Annotated in this window: 20 protein-coding genes; 12 read left to right on the plus strand and 8 right to left on the minus strand. The window is 30.0% G+C overall.

Annotated elements, in window-relative coordinates; translation table 11 throughout:
- Positions 1–107 precede the first annotated feature (107 nt).
- The 8 genes from rpsU (at position 108) to FBF15_RS02590 (ending at position 6,675) form a co-directional block, all read left to right on the plus strand.
- Positions 108–320, plus strand: coding sequence for a 30S ribosomal protein S21 (gene rpsU, locus FBF15_RS02555; RefSeq protein WP_002780697.1), 213 nt, complete (start codon positions 108–110; stop codon positions 318–320).
- Between the two features lie 119 nt (positions 321–439).
- Positions 440–1,045: a UPF0323 family lipoprotein gene (locus tag FBF15_RS02560; RefSeq protein ID WP_002854351.1), complete on the plus strand. Its 606-nt coding sequence runs from the start codon at positions 440–442 to the stop codon at positions 1,043–1,045.
- 9 nt (positions 1,046–1,054) lie between these two features.
- Positions 1,055–2,224 carry a glutathionylspermidine synthase family protein gene (locus FBF15_RS02565; RefSeq protein WP_002858689.1) on the plus strand — a complete coding sequence of 390 codons (1,170 nt, stop codon included), beginning with the start codon at positions 1,055–1,057 and terminating at the stop codon, positions 2,222–2,224.
- 2 nt (positions 2,225–2,226) lie between these two features.
- The gene (locus tag FBF15_RS02570; RefSeq protein WP_002854730.1) at positions 2,227–3,162 is read left to right on the plus strand and encodes a D-2-hydroxyacid dehydrogenase; all 936 of its coding nucleotides are present in this window, start codon (positions 2,227–2,229) and stop codon (positions 3,160–3,162) included.
- A complete protein-coding gene (locus FBF15_RS02575) occupies positions 3,152–3,643 on the plus strand; it encodes a YajQ family cyclic di-GMP-binding protein (protein ID WP_002854188.1) in 492 nt (163 codons plus the stop codon). Before FBF15_RS02570 ends, FBF15_RS02575 begins: the two co-directional genes overlap by 11 nt.
- Before the next feature lie 8 nt (positions 3,644–3,651).
- Entirely contained in the window at positions 3,652–4,128 is a 477-nt protein-coding gene (locus FBF15_RS02580; RefSeq protein ID WP_002854442.1) for a hypothetical protein, read from the plus strand.
- A 10-nt stretch (positions 4,129–4,138) separates the two neighbouring features.
- Entirely contained in the window at positions 4,139–4,963 is an 825-nt protein-coding gene (locus FBF15_RS02585; protein WP_002868686.1) for a hypothetical protein, read from the plus strand.
- Complete coding sequence (locus FBF15_RS02590) at positions 4,963–6,675, plus strand: ATP-binding protein (RefSeq protein ID WP_002854291.1); 1,713 nt, start codon at positions 4,963–4,965, stop codon at positions 6,673–6,675. The genes FBF15_RS02585 and FBF15_RS02590 overlap by 1 nt, the downstream gene beginning before the upstream one ends.
- Here FBF15_RS02590 and FBF15_RS02595 read toward each other — a convergent pair.
- Genes FBF15_RS02595 through FBF15_RS02630 form a run of 8 tightly spaced genes read right to left on the minus strand, consistent with a single transcriptional unit; the run spans position 6,640 to position 12,382 of the window.
- Positions 6,640–7,212, minus strand: coding sequence for a sulfite oxidase heme-binding subunit YedZ (locus FBF15_RS02595; RefSeq protein WP_038816920.1), 573 nt, complete (start codon positions 7,210–7,212; stop codon positions 6,640–6,642). The two genes, FBF15_RS02590 and FBF15_RS02595, sit on opposite strands and share 36 nt — an antisense overlap.
- Complete coding sequence (gene msrP / locus FBF15_RS02600; protein ID WP_165434547.1) at positions 7,212–8,105, minus strand: protein-methionine-sulfoxide reductase catalytic subunit MsrP; 894 nt, start codon at positions 8,103–8,105, stop codon at positions 7,212–7,214. The genes FBF15_RS02595 and msrP overlap by 1 nt, the downstream gene beginning before the upstream one ends.
- Before the next feature lie 55 nt (positions 8,106–8,160).
- Positions 8,161–8,946: a hypothetical protein gene (locus FBF15_RS02605; RefSeq protein WP_038816919.1), complete on the minus strand. Its 786-nt coding sequence runs from the start codon at positions 8,944–8,946 to the stop codon at positions 8,161–8,163.
- Entirely contained in the window at positions 8,943–9,782 is an 840-nt protein-coding gene (pyrF, locus tag FBF15_RS02610; protein ID WP_165434548.1) for an orotidine-5'-phosphate decarboxylase, read from the minus strand. Before pyrF ends, FBF15_RS02605 begins: the two co-directional genes overlap by 4 nt.
- Positions 9,779–10,177, minus strand: a complete 399-nt coding sequence (gene nusB, locus FBF15_RS02615; RefSeq protein ID WP_002824771.1) for a transcription antitermination factor NusB — start codon at positions 10,175–10,177, stop codon at positions 9,779–9,781. The genes pyrF and nusB overlap by 4 nt, the downstream gene beginning before the upstream one ends.
- Entirely contained in the window at positions 10,177–10,641 is a 465-nt protein-coding gene (ribE, locus tag FBF15_RS02620) for a 6,7-dimethyl-8-ribityllumazine synthase (protein WP_002854278.1), read from the minus strand. Before ribE ends, nusB begins: the two co-directional genes overlap by 1 nt.
- The gene (gene kdsA, locus FBF15_RS02625) at positions 10,638–11,453 is read right to left on the minus strand and encodes a 3-deoxy-8-phosphooctulonate synthase (RefSeq protein WP_038816918.1); all 816 of its coding nucleotides are present in this window, start codon (positions 11,451–11,453) and stop codon (positions 10,638–10,640) included. Before kdsA ends, ribE begins: the two co-directional genes overlap by 4 nt.
- Positions 11,450–12,382: a DMT family transporter gene (locus FBF15_RS02630; RefSeq protein WP_038816917.1), complete on the minus strand. Its 933-nt coding sequence runs from the start codon at positions 12,380–12,382 to the stop codon at positions 11,450–11,452. The genes kdsA and FBF15_RS02630 overlap by 4 nt, the downstream gene beginning before the upstream one ends.
- Positions 12,383–12,483: 101 nt before the next feature.
- Here FBF15_RS02630 and der point away from each other — a divergent pair, with 101 nt between their 5' ends.
- From der to serS, 4 genes are read left to right on the plus strand one after another with little or no spacing between them, the layout of a single operon-like run.
- Positions 12,484–13,866 carry a ribosome biogenesis GTPase Der gene (gene der / locus FBF15_RS02635; protein ID WP_038816916.1) on the plus strand — a complete coding sequence of 461 codons (1,383 nt, stop codon included), beginning with the start codon at positions 12,484–12,486 and terminating at the stop codon, positions 13,864–13,866.
- Positions 13,853–14,350 (plus strand): shikimate kinase, encoded by a 498-nt coding sequence (locus tag FBF15_RS02640; protein WP_002860280.1) that lies wholly within the window; start codon positions 13,853–13,855, stop codon positions 14,348–14,350. The genes der and FBF15_RS02640 overlap by 14 nt, the downstream gene beginning before the upstream one ends.
- Positions 14,347–15,306, plus strand: coding sequence for a tryptophan--tRNA ligase (gene trpS / locus FBF15_RS02645; protein WP_002920165.1), 960 nt, complete (start codon positions 14,347–14,349; stop codon positions 15,304–15,306). The genes FBF15_RS02640 and trpS overlap by 4 nt, the downstream gene beginning before the upstream one ends.
- A 10-nt stretch (positions 15,307–15,316) precedes the next feature.
- Positions 15,317–16,552: a serine--tRNA ligase gene (gene serS / locus FBF15_RS02650; RefSeq protein ID WP_165434549.1), complete on the plus strand. Its 1,236-nt coding sequence runs from the start codon at positions 15,317–15,319 to the stop codon at positions 16,550–16,552.
- The last annotated feature ends 1 nt before the right edge of the window (position 16,553 follow it).

The following is a 16,553-nucleotide window of genomic DNA, read 5'->3' on the forward strand; positions in this document are numbered from 1 at the left end:
GATAAAAACTAAAACAATTTTTAAATGCTTTCTAAGTTAGAATTAATAAGAAGTGTTTTATAATTATATTTCACAACAAAAATTTACACAGAAAGGTGGTGAGGACTGTGCCAGGAATCAAGGTGCATCCTAACGAGTCTTTTGATGAAGCGTATCGTAAATTCAAAAAACAAGTAGATAGAAATCTAGTTGTGACTGAAGTAAGAGCAAGAAGATTTTTTGAGCCTATGACTGAAATTCGCAAAAAACAAAAAATTTCAGCACGCAAAAAAATGCTTAAAAGACTTTATATGCTTAGACGCTACGAGTCAAGACTCTAACCCAAAAGCCCGAAAGGGCTTTTTTATATCTACAAACTTCATTTGGTATTAAATTAAAAAGTATTTATTATTTTTTGTTAAAATTTCTAATTTAAATTTTCTGTTTTTAGGATAAACTTATGAAAAAAATCAAAAAAATCATTCAAATTGGTATGATAGGTGGTTTAGCAGCTGTTGCTGGAGGTGCTTTAGCAGGTTGTGGAAGTAATAATGACAATGCAGATACTTTAAATCAAGCAGCTAATGCTCAAGGAGCTTTTGTAATTATCGAAGAAACAGCTCCAGGGCAGTATAAAATCAAAGATCAATATCCAAGTGATGAAACAAGGGTAGTTTTAAAAGATCTTAATGGTACAGAAAGAATTTTATCCAAAGAAGAAATGGATGCTTTGATTAAAGAAGAAGCAGCTAAAATTGATAATGGAACTTCAAATTTAACTAAAGACAATGGACAAATCAGTAGTGGGGGATTGAGTTTAGGGGAAACTTTACTCGCAAGTGCTGCAGGTGCTATTTTAGGAAGTTGGATAGGTTCAAAACTTTTCAATAATCAAAATTTTGCCAACCAACAACGCGGTGCTTTTTCAAATCAAAGTGCTTATCAAAGGAGTGTTAATAGTTTTAATAAAGCAGGCACAACAAGCTCTGCTTCAAGTGCTAAAAAATCAGGTTTTTTTGGTGGAGGCTCTAAAGCCACAAGTTCTAGTTCTTCTTTTGGCTCTTAAGGATAAATAATGCAATTATTACAAGTAGACAAACTTCAAAAAGATTATTTAGAAAATATAGGTTTTTCTTGGCATACAGATGAAGATGGAAGTGATTATATTAGCAATAAGTTAGTTTGTGTTAAGGAAAGTGAAGCTAATGCTTATTATGAAGCGGTAAATGAGCTTTATGATATGTTTATTGCTGCAGCGCAAGAAGTGATTAATAATGATCGTTTTGATGAGCTTGGAATTCCTTTTAATCTTATTGATGCGATTAAGATGAGTTGGGAAAATGAGGTTCATTGGCATTTATATGGGCGTTTTGATTTAGCGGGTGGACTTGATGGCAAGCCTATAAAACTTATAGAATTTAATGCTGATACCCCTACTGCTCTTTTTGAAAGTGCGATTTTACAATGGGCACTTTTAAAACAAAATGGAATGGATGAAAGCGCACAATTTAACAGCATTTATGAAAGTTTGATGGATAATTTTAAAAGACTTATTACCCTTGATGAAAGTGTTGAAGGGTTTGAAGAGCATTATCAAGGATGGAAAATTCTTTTTTCAAGTGTTGCAGGAAGTAAAGAAGAGGAAATCACTACAAAATTGCTTGCACATATAGCCAATGAAGCAGGTTTTCAAACTAATTTTTCCTTTGTAGATGAGGTAGAATTTAGTGAAGAAGGAATTTTTAAAGAGGGTGAAAATTATGAGTATTGGTTTAAGCTTATTCCTTGGGAAGATATAGCCATAGAAGAGGGTGAACTTGCTATGCTTTTAACTCAAATCATGCGTAATCAAAGAGCAATTATTTTAAATCCTGCTTATACGCTTTTATTTCAATCTAAGGGAATTTTAAAAATTCTATGGGAACTTTATCCAAATCATCCATTACTTTTAGAAACAAAAGATACTCCTTTGGAAGGTAAAAACTATGTTAAAAAACCTGTTTTTGGTAGAGAAGGTGCAAATATCAGTATAATTAAAGATGGAAAAACTTTGCATGAGAATGTAGGTCCTTATGGGAATAATAAGGCTATTTATCAAGAATATGTAGAGTTTAATTCATGTGAAAACGAATACTATCAAGCAGGTGTTTTCTTTGCTTATGAAGGGTGTGGCTTAGGATTTAGAAAAGGAGGACTTGTGCTTGATAATTATTCTAAATTTGTAGGACATATTATAAAGGATTAGAAATGAAAATTGTTTGTTTAGATGCGGCAACTTTAGGGGATTATGATTTAAGTGTTTTTGAAAAATTTGGTTCTTTGCAAATTTATACCACAACAAATAAAGAGCAAACCATAGAGCGTTTAAAAGATGCTAATGTCGCCATGACAAACAAGGTTGTAATTGATAAAGATGTGATTGATGCTTGTAAAAATTTAAAACTCATTTTGGAAACTGCTACAGGGGTTAATAATATCGATATTGAGTATGCTAAAGAAAAAGGTATTATTGTAAAAAATGCTGCTGGGTATTCTACTATGAGTGTGGTGCAACATACTTTTGCGTTTATGTTTGCTTTTTTAAATCAAGTGCTTTATTATGACAAATGGAGCAAAGAGGGTAAATGGTGTGAAAGTCCTATTTTTACAGATTATAGTAGAATTTTAAACACCTTAAGTGGCAAAAAACATGGTATTATAGGTTTAGGAACCATAGGTAAAGAAGTGGCAAAAATTTCAAAGGCTTTTGGAGCCGAAATTTATTATTATTCTACGAGTGGAGCTAATAAAAACGCAGATTTTGTACATTTGGAATTAAAAGATTTATTAAAAACTTGCGATATTATAAGTATCCACGCACCTTTAAATGAAAAAACCAAAAATTTACTCGCCTTTGAAGAATTAAAGCTTTTAAAAGATAATGCGATTTTGATTAATGTAGGAAGAGGTGGGATTGTCAATGAAAATGATTTAGCTAAAATCATAGATGAAAAAAATATTCGTGTAGGGCTTGATGTTTTAGAAATTGAACCTATGATGAAAAATCATCCACTTTTAAGCATTAAAAATAAAGAAAATCTTATTATCACTCCTCATGTTGCGTGGGCGAGCAAGGAGGCTTTAAATGCTTTAATGGATATAGTTTATAATAATTTAAAAGAATGGATAGAAAATGGCAAGTGAACATAGTTTTGATATTTCAGCAGCTTTAGATAAACAAGAGTTAAAAAATGCTTTTGAACAAGCTAAAAAAGAACTTGATAGTCGTTATGACTTAAAAGGAATTAAGTGTGAGATTGATTTAAGCGAAAAAGAGAGTATTTTTAAACTCAGTTCTTCTAGTGAAGGAAAGCTTGATGTTTTAAAAGATATAGTGATTTCTAAACTTATCAAAAGAGGAATTAATCCTAATGCTATTAAAGAGCTTTCTCGTGAAAGTGGAGCAATGTTTCGTTTAAATTTGAAAGCAAACGATGCTATTGATAGTGAAAATGCCAAAAAAATCAATAAAGCTATCAAAGATAGCAAACTTAAAGTTAATTCTTCGATTCGTGGTGAAGAAATTCGTGTTGTAGCAAAACAAATTGATGATTTACAAGCTGTGATGAAGCTTGTAAAAGAGCTTGATTTAGAGTTAAATATCAGTTTTAAAAATCTTAAATAAGGTCAAATTTGAAGCATTGTTTAGCTCTGTGTTTTATTTTTTTTCTTTGTGCTTGTAGTGTGAAAAATCAAAATTTTTCGAGTCAAAGCTTGATGGTTTTGATTGCTTCTCCTATGATAAAAATCAATGACGCAGCTTTTTTAAAAAAAGAAAATAATGCTTTAAATTTAGAAGTTTATAAACTAGGGCAAGCTTTTTTTGAACTCAAAATCAAAGATAAAATTTGTATCAATGCAGTGTGTTATGATAAAAAAGTGTTTAATCAAAAATTTTTTAAAAATGTATATTATGATGATATTTTAAGTGATATTTTAAAGGCAAATGCTTTATGGCAGGGTAAAAATTTAGAAAAAACTGATTGTGGTTTTGAACAAAATTTAAAAGCAAAAAATTATGAAATTTTTTATCAAGTTTGTGATAATAAAGTAAGTTTTTTTGATAAAATTTCACATACTAAAATTATCTTAACGCATATTCAAAATTAAAGGATAGAGTTTGAAATTTTTTTTACTGGTATTTTGCTTTGTAAATCTAGCTTTAGCGCAAGTTTATAAAGGTGAATTGTATTTTTATCATTTGCAGGATAAAGAAATTTTTGCCATAGTTTATGATAATGCGCCTATGACTCCACTTTTTGACAGGGATAAAAATCAAACAAGTTCTAGTTTTTTAATTATTGATGATATAAATGGAAATTTAGAGATTCCGCTCGTTAAGACAAATGATTTTTGGCAGGATGAGCGTAAAAAATATAAAATCAATTCTTCTAAAATGCTTACATATGATAATAAAAATTTTCAAGGAGAAAATTTAGGAACAACTACTTTAGAACTTGTTGAAACGCAAGATGGCATTCGTATAAAGCGTAGTCTTGATTTTATAGGTTTTAATGATGATTTTAAAGAATTTCATCCTGTTCATAAGAGTGTATTTAGTTTTGAACAAATTCGCCAAAAGCCTATTTTTTTACAAGATGGAAAAATTAGTTTTGAAGAATGGTATTATTTTTATGAAGATGGTATGAGCCGTGCTATTTTAGAGTTAAATAATTTTGTTTATGATATTAATGCTCACGCATTTGTAAAACTAAATGATTTGTATAATACTAAAAATCAAAAATTTCAAAATCTTTTACATGAGAAGCTTAAAAATACATGTGATGAGTGTTTTGAAGATCTGCAAAATTTACAATTTAATAATAATTTTTTGCTTAATAATGGAAAACTAAAAATTTGTTATCTACCTTTTGAAGGTCATTTTTTAGATGAAAATATTTGCGTAGAATTTAACGAAGATGAGCTTAAGGAATTTAAAAAATAATGGAAAAATTAAAAAATTTTTTAAGTTTGAAAAATATAGAAGATACTCAAATTTATAAAGAGCTTAAGTGTGCTAAAAATGAGGCTTTGATTCTTAGAGAACTTTGTAGAAATTATGTCGTTTCTATTTCTTCTATCAATGCCTTTACTTTATTATCGACAATTTTTGGAAATGATAAGTATCTTTATCTTGATGCTTTGGAGGATTTAAAAAAACTTATCGAAAGAGGTTTTGTAAATCAAAATTCGAGTTTTTTTAAAAGTTTAGAAAATAATAAAACTCAAACATTAACTCTTGCCTTATTGCAAAGTGAGCTTAGTCTAAGTGAATATTTTTTAGAATTTTTAGAAGCAAAACCTCGTTTAAATTTTGAGAAACAAGAGGCTTATGCAGATTATTTAGAATATTTAAAAGATGAATTTGCGCGTATTCAATTATACGAAAGATTAAGTTTTATACAAAAAAGTGCTTATAATAGTGAAATAAAAAATCAAATTAAACTTTATGAAAAACATATCAAAGAAAGACTAAAAAAAAGTAAATTTTATAATGTATTGGCTGATATTTTTAAAGAATACAATCTTGAACATAAAGAACAAATTATTTTTCTAGCACTTTTAAAAGAAGAATACGCCTTAAGTAATGAAAGTTCGATTTCTAGAGAAATGAATTCTTTACTTTCTTTAATCAGTGAAAATGATTTAGAAAGGCATAAAAATAAAAAACTATTACAAGAAAATGCTCCTCTTTTAAACTTAATCGAGTATGATGAATATTTAAATGCTTTTGGAGATATTTCTAAAAGTTTTTTTATTATCGATGAAATTTTACAAAGAATTATAAATTTTGAACCAAAACAAAGTAAAAAAATCAAAATTGAAAGTGTTTTAAAAGATCAAGATATTTTCGAGCTTATAGAACCAAGCACTGACATCAATGATATTATTATGCCTGAAAATACAAAAGAGCTTTTAGAAAATATTTTAAAACAACAAGATAAAAAAGTCCTAGAAAGACTTCATTCTTGGGGTATAAAGAGTAATAAAAATATAGAAGCTAAAATTATTTTTTATGGTCCTGCTGGTACTGGAAAAACTATGTCAGCTTTAGCTATGGCTAAATCAATGAAAAAATCTGTTCTTAGTTTTGACTGTTCTAAAATTTTGAGCAAATGGGTTGGAGAGAGTGAGCAAAATGTAAGAAAAATTTTTGATACTTATAAAAATATCGTGCAAACTTGTAAACAAAGTCCTATTTTACTTCTCAATGAAGCTGATCAGTTTTTAAGTACGCGTGTAGATGGAAGTAGTGGTAGTGATAAAATGCATAATCAAATGCAAAATATATTCTTAGAGCAAATTGAGCGTTTTAGTGGTGTGATTATCGCTACGACAAATTTTTTAGAAAGCTTAGATAGTGCATTTTCAAGAAGATTTGATTATAAGATAGAATTTAAAAAACCTGATTTTAAAGATAGGCTTAAAATTTGGGAAAAATTTCTACCTAAAAAAGCATTATTTGAAAAAGATTTTGATATAAATATTTTATCAAATTATGAATTAAGTGGAGCACAAATTTTAATGGTGGTGAAGAATACAGCTTTGAAAGTAGCTGTATCAAAAGATGGGGTTTTTAAAATGCAAGATTTTATAGAAAGCATACAAAAAGAATTAAATTCAAGTTTTGATAAAAGTAAGATTGTTGGATTTTAACTTTTTTAATGTTTTTGTATAGCGAACTATAAAATAAAACAAAGCTATAATTAAAGCACTCCATTCCCAAAACATAGGAATTTTTGGGGTTAAAAAATAATGATAACTTGCCAAAACTAAGCATAAATATCCTAGTTTTCTGATTTTAATAAGTTTTTTAAAGATTTTAAAAGAACTTAAAAGCATTAAAAATATGATTAAAAATGCGATAAATCCACTTGCTTCTAATAAACGATGTGAAATATCATTGAAAAGCCTTAAAATTTGAGCATTTCTATCAAAAATAAAATAATTTAAAAAGTGCAAAATCGCCCAAAAAGCTGCAAAAATACCTAAAATTTTAGGATAATTTTTTGTTTTTTTAAATTTAAGTAAAGAAAATAAAAGACTTAAATTTAAAAAGATTAAAGCAAATATTCCAGTGTAAATATAGGCTTCTTTTACAAAATCAAAGGCTTTTATGATATGATAAAAGCCATAGATTAAACTTATGATAAAGCTAAAATAAGCAAGAAATTTAAAGTATTTTGTCTGCATTAAAAATTCACTTTCAAGTCCATGTTTTTATATAAACTTGCCACTTCTTTTTCATATCCATTAAACATTAAAGTAGGTTTGGTAAAGAAGTCTCCTAAAGCCCTCTCGTTAGCTTGAGACCATCTAGGATGAGAAACATTAGGATTGACATTAGCATAAAAACCATATTCACTTGGAGCGTAACTTTCCCAAGTGGATTTAGGCTGTTCTTTGGTAAATTCTATTTTAACTATGGATTTAATACTTTTAAAGCCATATTTCCAAGGAACAACAAGGCGTATTGGAGCGCCATTTTGAGGCTTTAAGGCTTTTTTATACATTCCTACTGCAAGCAAGGTAAGAGGATGCATAGCTTCATCCATGCGAAGTCCTTCTACATAAGGATAGTCTATAGTTGGAAATAAAGCGTCTTGATCGGGAAATTGGCTCTTATCTAAAAGAGTGGTAAATTTAACAAATTTTGCCTCGCTTGTAGGTTTTGCCATTTCAATCAAACGACGCAATTCAAAGCCTACCCAAGGTACCACCATAGACCAAGTTTCAACACAGCGAAAACGATAAATTCTTTCTTCTAGTGGAAATTTTAAAATATCTTCCATGCTTAAAGTTAAAGGTTTTTCTATTTCTCCACTGATATCGATTTTCCAATTTTGAGTATTGAAATTTTGTGCCAATGATACAGCCTTTCTTTTATCTGTTGAAAATTCATAAAAATTGACATAATTTGTAGCCAGTTCTTCATCGCTGATTTCAAGTTTGTTTGGATTAGTATCGCTTGCGAAATTTAAAGCAGATAGTTTAGAAGCAAGCACGCTTGAACTTATTAAAGCACCCGCTCCAAGTTTTAAAAAATTTCTCCTTTGTTTATAAAGTTTTTCAGGTGTTATAAGCATAATTTTTCCTTATTAAAAATTTTTATTATTAAACTATAACAATGTTAATACAGGATTAATTTTGTGTGATTTTTTCAAGTTCTATATTGTAGAATATTTCTTCGCAAAATTCTTTATAGTGATTAAGTAGTTTAATTTTTGAAGTTTCTTGCATTAGAATTTTAAATTCTAATTTTTTTAATTTTCTAAATTCATCCTTGAGCTCTTTATCTTTTGAAAACAATAAAAAATATTCTTTAAAGATGAGCTCATAAATTTCAAAAGTTCCATCGACAAGATAATTAATCGCTTTATCAAGATGCCGATTAGAGTCTTTAAAATTTAAAGGATTTAAAACCATGAAACAAAGATGAATCATGGCGAAGTGAAAATATTTAAGATGTTTTTCAGGTAAGGTGAACAAATCGCTTTTTTGAAAATTTTGAAGATTGTTAAAGTCAGAATTCAAGAAATGATAGCCAAAACAGTCATTGATATTTGAAATCAAATTTTTAATTTTTTGTTCTCCATCAAGTTTTTTTCTAAAGGCTACAAAATAAGCGAGAGCCTTGTAAAATATTTGAAAAAATTTAATATGTTTATTTTCTCTTAGACAAATAAGACTTAAATCTTTTGGAGAAGTGGAGTGCTCTTGCATATAATTATAAACTTTCAGGGAAATTTTATTTCTTACCTCAAGCAAGTAGCTCAAGTCTTTTTGTTTTAAAATTTGATAATAAAAAAATATAAAATCTTTAATTAAACCTTTATGATCTTTTTCAAATAATGAAATTTGAAAATCCACGCTAAGAAACTGATTGTAAAGATTAAAGTAATCGCATTCTAATTGTTGATAATTCAATATTTTATCCCACACTTAGCATAAAATTCTTTTAAAGCATGTTCTTTATCAGGCTGAGTTTTAATCCATTCTTCAAAGTGATTACACATATCCCATTCTTTTTGCTGAATTACTTCATAATTTTGCTCTATATCGTTTTCGCTTATATTTTTTCTGTGTATTTTGTTTAAAATTTTTTCACATACAGCCCTAGGATTTTCATTTTTATATATAGGCCTTCCCACAACGATATAATCACTCAAATTTTCTCTAGCCATTGCAAGATTAGCAACACGTTTTTGATCATCACTTGTTTCTCCAAAAGCACGAATTCCAGGAGTAAGGGTTAAGAAATTTGAACTTGTGTGCTCTTTAATTTTTTTGCTTTCAAAAACAGAGCATACCATACCATCAAGTCCATTTTCATAGGATATTTTTGAAAAATTAATTACAGCTTCTTCAATTTTTTGTCTATAAATACTAAAGAAATTTTCTTCATCAAAACTCGTAAGAGCAGAAACTGCTAAAACTAAAGGTCTTTTTGAAAATTTGCTAAGCCGTGTCATAACTTCTTGTATGGCTATTTTTCCAGCACTTGCGTGGATATTGATCATATCAACACCAAGTTTTGATACTTCTTCGCAAGCATCTGCCATAGTGTTGGGAATATCATGAATTTTAAGATCAAGAAATATTTTAAAATCATCAACTTTTTTAAGTTCTTCTATGAATTTAAAACCATCTCTTAAATATGCTCTTAAACCTACTTTTAACCATATGTCTAAATTTTTTAATTCTTTGGCAAGTTGTAAGCATTCTTCTTTTGTAGAAAGATCAAGTGCGACACAAAGCTTCATTTTTTAGCCTTTATTAAGGCATCTAAAACTCCATTTATAAATTTTGGAGAATTGTCATTAGCAAGTTCTTTAGCAAGTTCTATAGCCTCATTGATGACAATGGCGCTAGGAGTATCGGTAAAAAGTAACTCATAAGCTCCAAGTCTTAGTATAGCTCTTTCTACATGTCCTAAAGCTGTAATTTGATTATCATTTAGAAATGAATTTAAGGTTTCATCAATATTGTTTAAATTATCTAAAATTCCATTATATAAATTTAAAGTAAAATTTTTTTGTTCATTGCGTATTTTTTTTTCATCTAAAATTTCATCTACAAAAACGTTGTTTTGAGAATTTAACTCAAAAGCATAAAGCAAGGAGATGACGCTTTGGCGAACTTGATGACGCGTTGCCATTAAAGCTCCTTGCTTAAATTTAACATCTCGATTACAGTTGTCATAGCTTCAAAGCCTTTATTGCCTGCTTTGCTTCCAGCTCTTTCTATGGCTTGTTCTATTGTATCTGTAGTTAAAACACCAAAGCTTACAGGGATATTATGATTTAAACTCACATTGGCTATGCCTTTGGTGGTTTCTGCTGAAACATAGTCAAAATGCGGAGTTGAGCCACGAATTACTGCACCTACGCAACAAATTGCATCAAATTTTTTGCTTTCTATAGCTTTTTTTAACGCATACGGAAGTTCAAAAGCACCAGGAACAAGTATAAGGCTTAGATTTTCCTCTTTGCCTCCGTGTCTTAAAAAAGCATCTTTTGCTCCTTCTACAAGGCGATCTGTGATGATATGATTAAATCTTGCATTAATGATAGCAATTTTTGTATTTGAGTCTAAATTTAATTTTCCTTCAATAATATTCATTTGTTTTCCTTTATGATATTTTGTATTTCTAGTAATGTATTAACGCAATTTTTAAGGCGTGTAAGATTAAGCATATTAGATCCATCGCATAAAGCCTCGCAAGGATTAATATGTGTTTCAAAGAAAAAGCCATCTATGCCTACGGCTGCTGCCGCTCTTGCTAAAGGTTCTACAAATTCGCTTTTCCCTCCGCTACTTCCACCTGCAGCCCCTGGCATTTGTACACTATGGGTAGCATCAAAAATAACTGGAGCAAATTCACACATGATAACTAAAGAACGCATATCTACTACTAGATTTCCATAGCCAAAGCTAGCTCCTCTTTCAGCTACAAAAACACCATTTTTTTGAGCAGCTTCATAGCCTTCATCTTCTATGCCACGGGTTTGTAGAACTTTTTTAACGCTGTATTTGATATCGCTTGGGTTTAAAAATTGTCCTTTTTTGATATTAACTTTTGCCTTAGTTTTTGCTGCGGCTACAAGTAAATCAGTTTGACGACATAAAAAAGCAGGAATTTGCAAGACATCAGCTACTTCACTTACAGGGTTTGCTTGATTGCTTTCGTGTATATCGGTTAAGATTTTCATACCAAATTCATCTTTTACGCTTTGTAAAATTTTTAATCCTTCTTCAAGACCAGGACCTCTAAAAGAATTAATACTTGTGCGATTGGCCTTATCAAAACTTGATTTGAAATAAAATTCTATATTTGGATTTTCATTAAAATTTTTTAACTGTTCAGCAACTTTAAAAATCAAATCTTTGCTTTCTATCACGCAAGGACCAGCAATGAGTATCATTTTTTTCATTTTTTTCCTTTGTTCTTAACTAAAATTAATCCACCAAAAATAATGCCTATTATACCTAAAAAAACCATAGTACTTGGTAAATTATCTCCCAAAATTATCCCAACTATCATACTAAATACTACATCAAGATAACTAACTCCGGCAACCACTCCTGCTTGTTTAGCGATACCATAAGCTTTAGTGACATGAATTTGATAAATGGTGCCTAAAGTTCCCATAATGGCAATGATAAGCCAAGCTGTAAGACTTGGCATCACAAAAGGTGCTAGAATGAAATCTAAATGTAAAGAATCAAGATGCTGTGGTTCAAAAAATTCAGCACTGATCATAGAAATTAAAGGCATTAAGGTTCCTAAAAGGATAAAAGAAAAGGCAATTTGTTCTGTAGTGTAAGATTTTCTAAGTTCTCTTACACTTGTAAGAGCTAAAGCGGCTAAAAATCCACTCGTGATACCTATAACTGAATTTTTTAAATCAAAGCCTGAATGATTTAAATTATGAGCCCAAGGCTGAGCGATTAAAAGCACTCCATCAAATGCTATTAAAATTCCTATCCAGCCTTTGATGCCAATATTTTCTTTAAAAACAACAAAAGCTATTAAAGTAATAAAAATAGGAGCAGTTTTTTGAAAAGCAAAAGCTCCACCTAGTGTAATATTTGAAACATTATAGAAAAACATATATAGTGAAAGCGTGCCTACTACTCCACGAAATACCAAGAGCCAAAAATATCCCCCTTCTTTATGTGCCTTAGATCGTTTTAAAAGATAGGCTATGAAAAAAATTCCTATGATATTTCTAAAAAACATAATTTCTATAGAACTCATTTCCTTGCTAAGAATTTTTGCACAAGCTCCCATAAGTGCAAAATCCAAACATGCTAAAATCATGAAATAAATTCCTAAATTATGCTTGATTACTTTTAGCATTTTTTTTCCTTGACTAAAATCTGGGTTAATTCTAGTCTTTTTTTGCTTAATATTAAGCCAAATTTTATATAATTTTAAAAATATAATTTTCTAGGAAAAAAATGCAAAGCATTATACTTATAGGTAAGCCAAATGTGGGAAAATCAAGCCTTTTTAATAGAATGGCAAGACAAAGAATAGCTATTACAAGTGATATTTCAGGCACAACTAGAGATACAAATAAAACGCAAATTCATATTCATTCAAAAAAAGCCATGCTTATTGATAGTGGGGGGCTTGATGAAAGTGATGAACTTTTTAAAAATGTGAAAAAAAACACTTTAAAAGTAGCTAAAGAAAGCGATATCATACTTTATCTAGTTGATGGGAAATTAGCGCCTGATGATGAGGATAGACAGTTTTTTTATTCTTTAAAAAAACTTGGAAAACCTATAGCCTTAGTGATTAATAAAGTAGATAATAAAAAAGATGAAGAAAGGGCTTGGGAGTTTGCAAATTTTGGCGTAAAGGAAATCTTTAATCTTTCAGTAACCCATAATGTAGGCTTAGATGAACTTTATGAATGGCTTGAAAAATTTTTACATGAAGAGTTTTTAATCCCCGATGAAGAAGAAAATTTAGAAGATTTTTTAGAGCATTATGAAGAAGGAAAAGAATTTCAATTTAAAGAAGTCGATCAAAATCATATCAGAGTGGGTATTGTAGGGCGTGTAAATGTTGGAAAATCAAGTCTTTTAAATGCTTTGGTTAAACAAGAACGCAGTGTTGTAAGTTCTATTGCAGGAACTACTATAGATCCTGTTAATGAAAGTGTAGTTCATAAAGATAAAGTGATAGAATTTGTTGATACTGCAGGTATTAGAAAAAGGGGTAAAATTCAAGGACTCGAACGCTTTGCCCTAAATCGCACGGAAAAAATTTTATCTCATTCTCAAATAGCACTTTTGGTTTTAGATGCGCATGAGGGCTTTAACGAGCTTGATGAACGCATTGCTGGGCTTGTGGCTAAGCATTATTTAGGTGTGATTATTGTTTTAAATAAATGGGATAAAAGTGAGATGGATTTTGATAAGACTGTAAAAGAATTGCGTCTTGATCGTTTTAAATTTCTAGCTTACGCACCCGTGATTAGCGTATCAGCTTTAAGTGGAAAAAGGGTGCATGTTTTACTCGATAAAATTTTGCAAATTTTTGAAAATTTCACTCAAAAAATCCAAACTTCTAAGCTTAATACCTTGATAGAAAATGCCACAAGAGCACATCCTTTGCCGCATGATTATGGGAAATTGGTTAAAATTTATTATGCAGTACAATATGACTTAGCACCGCCAAAAATTGCACTTATTATGAATCGTCCTAAGGCCTTGCATTTTAGCTATAAGCGTTATTTACAAAATCAAATCAGAAAAGAATTTAATTTTGAAGGTGTGCCTTTAGTGATTGCTTCGCGTAAAAAGGGCAGTAAAGAAAATGATGAAAGCTAAAAATATCGTTTTTATAGGATTTATGGGTTCTGGAAAAAGCACTTTAGCAAGAGCTTTAGCTAAGGATTTAGATCTTGTTTTTTTAGATAGTGATTTTTTAATAGAACAAAAATTTAATCAAAAAGTCAGTGAAATTTTTGAACAAAAAGGGGAAAATTTTTTTAGAGAACAAGAGCAAAAAATGGCTGATTTTTTTAGTTCTTGTGAGAAAGCTTGTATTGCTACAGGCGGGGGTTTTGTTAATGTTTCAAATTTAGAAAAAGCAGGTTTTTGTATTTATTTAAAAGCAGATTTTGAATATTTAAAAAAGCGTTTAGACAAAGATGAAATTTCTAAAAGACCTTTATTTTATGATGAAATTAAAGCAAAAAAATTATATAATGAGCGTTTAAGCAAGTATGAACAAAAGGCAAATTTTATTTTAAATATAGAAAATAAAAATATAGATGAGCTTTTAAGCGAGATTAAAAAGGTGATAAAATGAGAGTATTAACAGGCCTTCAGCCAAGTGGCGATTTGCATATAGGTAATTATTTTGGTGCGATTAAGCAAATGGTAGATGCACAAGAAAAAAGCCAAATGTTTATGTTTATTGCTAATTATCATGCCATGACTTCTTCTCAAGATGGAGAAAAACTTAAACAAAATTCCTTAAAAGCTGCTGCGGCTTTTTTAAGCCTTGGTATAGATCCTCAAAAAAGCGTTTTTTGGTTGCAAAGTGATGTTAAGGAAGTTATGGAGCTTTATTGGATTTTATCGCAATTTACTCCTATGGGTTTATTAGAGCGTGCGCATAGTTACAAGGATAAAGTTGCTAAGGGGCTTAGTGCTTCACATGGGCTTTTTTCTTATCCTGTTTTAATGGCAGCTGATATTTTACTTTTTGATACACAAATTGTTCCTGTGGGAAAAGATCAAATCCAACATGTTGAAATCGCACGTGATATTGCTTTAAAAGTTAATAATGAATGGGGTGAAATTTTTACCCTTCCAAAGGCTAAAGTTAATGAAGAAGTAGCTGTAGTTGTAGGCACTGATGGGGCAAAAATGAGTAAATCTTATCAAAATACTATAGATATTTTTAGCAGTGAAAAAACCTTAAAAAAACAAATTTCTTCCATAGTTACAGATAGCACCGCTTTAGAAGATCCAAAAGATCATGAAAACTGCAATATTTTTAAAATCGCAAAGCTTTTTTTAGATGAATCAGGGCAAAAAGAATTACAAATACGCTATGAAAAAGGTGGTGAGGGTTATGGACATTTTAAAATGTATTTAAACGAGCTTGTAAATGCTTATTTTAAAGAAGCAAGAGAAAAATATAATGAGCTTTTAGAAAAGCCTTCGCATTTGAAAGAAATTTTGGATTTTGGTGCGACAAAAGCAAGAAAAATCGCCCAAGAAAAAATGCAAAAAATTTATGAAAAAATCGGACTTTAAGGAGTAGAAAATGCTAGATTTAAAAAATTTGCAAAATAATTTTGATGAAGTGGCTAAAAAGTTAAAAAATAAAAAAGTTGATGAAAATATCTTAAAAAAACTTGCTGAACTTTTTGCAAGTTTAAAAAAAGAAAAAACAACTTTAGAAGAATTTCAAGCTTTTCAAAATAAATTCAGTAAAGAGCTTGCTACAGCCGAAGATAAAGAAAGTTTAAAAGCAAAATTAAGTGAAAATAAAAGCAAAATTAATGAGCAAAGCGCTAAAGTAAATGTTTTAGAAAATGAGCTTGAAGAAATCGCTCATGCCATCCCAAATATCCCTGATGAATGTGTGCCTGTGGGTGAAGATGAAGATGAAAATGTAGAGCTTAAAAAAGTATTAAATCCGCCTAGCTTTGATTTTACTCCAAAAGAACATTTTGAATTAGGTGAGAGTTTAAATTGGCTTGATTTTGTGCGCGGGGTAAAAATTTCACAAAGCCGTTTTTGTGTGCTTAAGAACGAAGGAGCTTTATTAAGTCGTGCTTTGGTAAATTATATGATAGATTTTAATAGAAGTCGTGGATTTGAATTTGTTAATGTACCTTTTTTGGTAAATGGTGCTACTATGTTTGGGACAGGTCAGTTGCCAAAATTTAAAGAAGATATGTATAAGGTAGATGATGAGGATTTGTATTTGATCTCAACTTCTGAAATTCCAGTAACCAATCTTTACAGCGGAGAAATTTTAGCTAGTGAAACTTTACCGATAAAAATGACTTGTTATAGTGCTTGTTTTAGAAAAGAAGCAGGCAGTGCAGGGCGTGATACAAGAGGTATTATAAGACAACACCAGTTTGAAAAAGTAGAGCTTGTAAGTATCACTAAACCTGAGCAAAGTGATAGCGTGTTTAATGAAATGCTTGAGTGTGCAAGTGATTTGCTGAGTTCTTTAGGTTTAGCGCATAGACATTTGATGCTTTGCACCGGAGATTTGGGTTTTAGTGCGGCAAAAACTGTAGATCTTGAAGTGTGGCTTCCAGGACAAAATAAATATCGTGAGATCAGCTCGGTTTCAAATTGTCGTGATTTTCAAGCAAGACGCGCTAAAATTCGCTATAAAAACGAACAAGGAAAAAATGAACTCGTTCACACTCTTAATGGCTCATCTTTGGCAGTAGGAAGAACCTTGGTAGCGATTATGGAAAATTATCAAGATAAAGAAGGAAAAATTCATATTCCTGATGCTTTGAAAAAATATTTTTAAA

Source organism: Campylobacter sp. CFSAN093233 (assembly GCF_011068165.1).
In the GTDB taxonomy this organism is placed as follows: domain Bacteria; phylum Campylobacterota; class Campylobacteria; order Campylobacterales; family Campylobacteraceae; genus Campylobacter_D; species Campylobacter_D jejuni.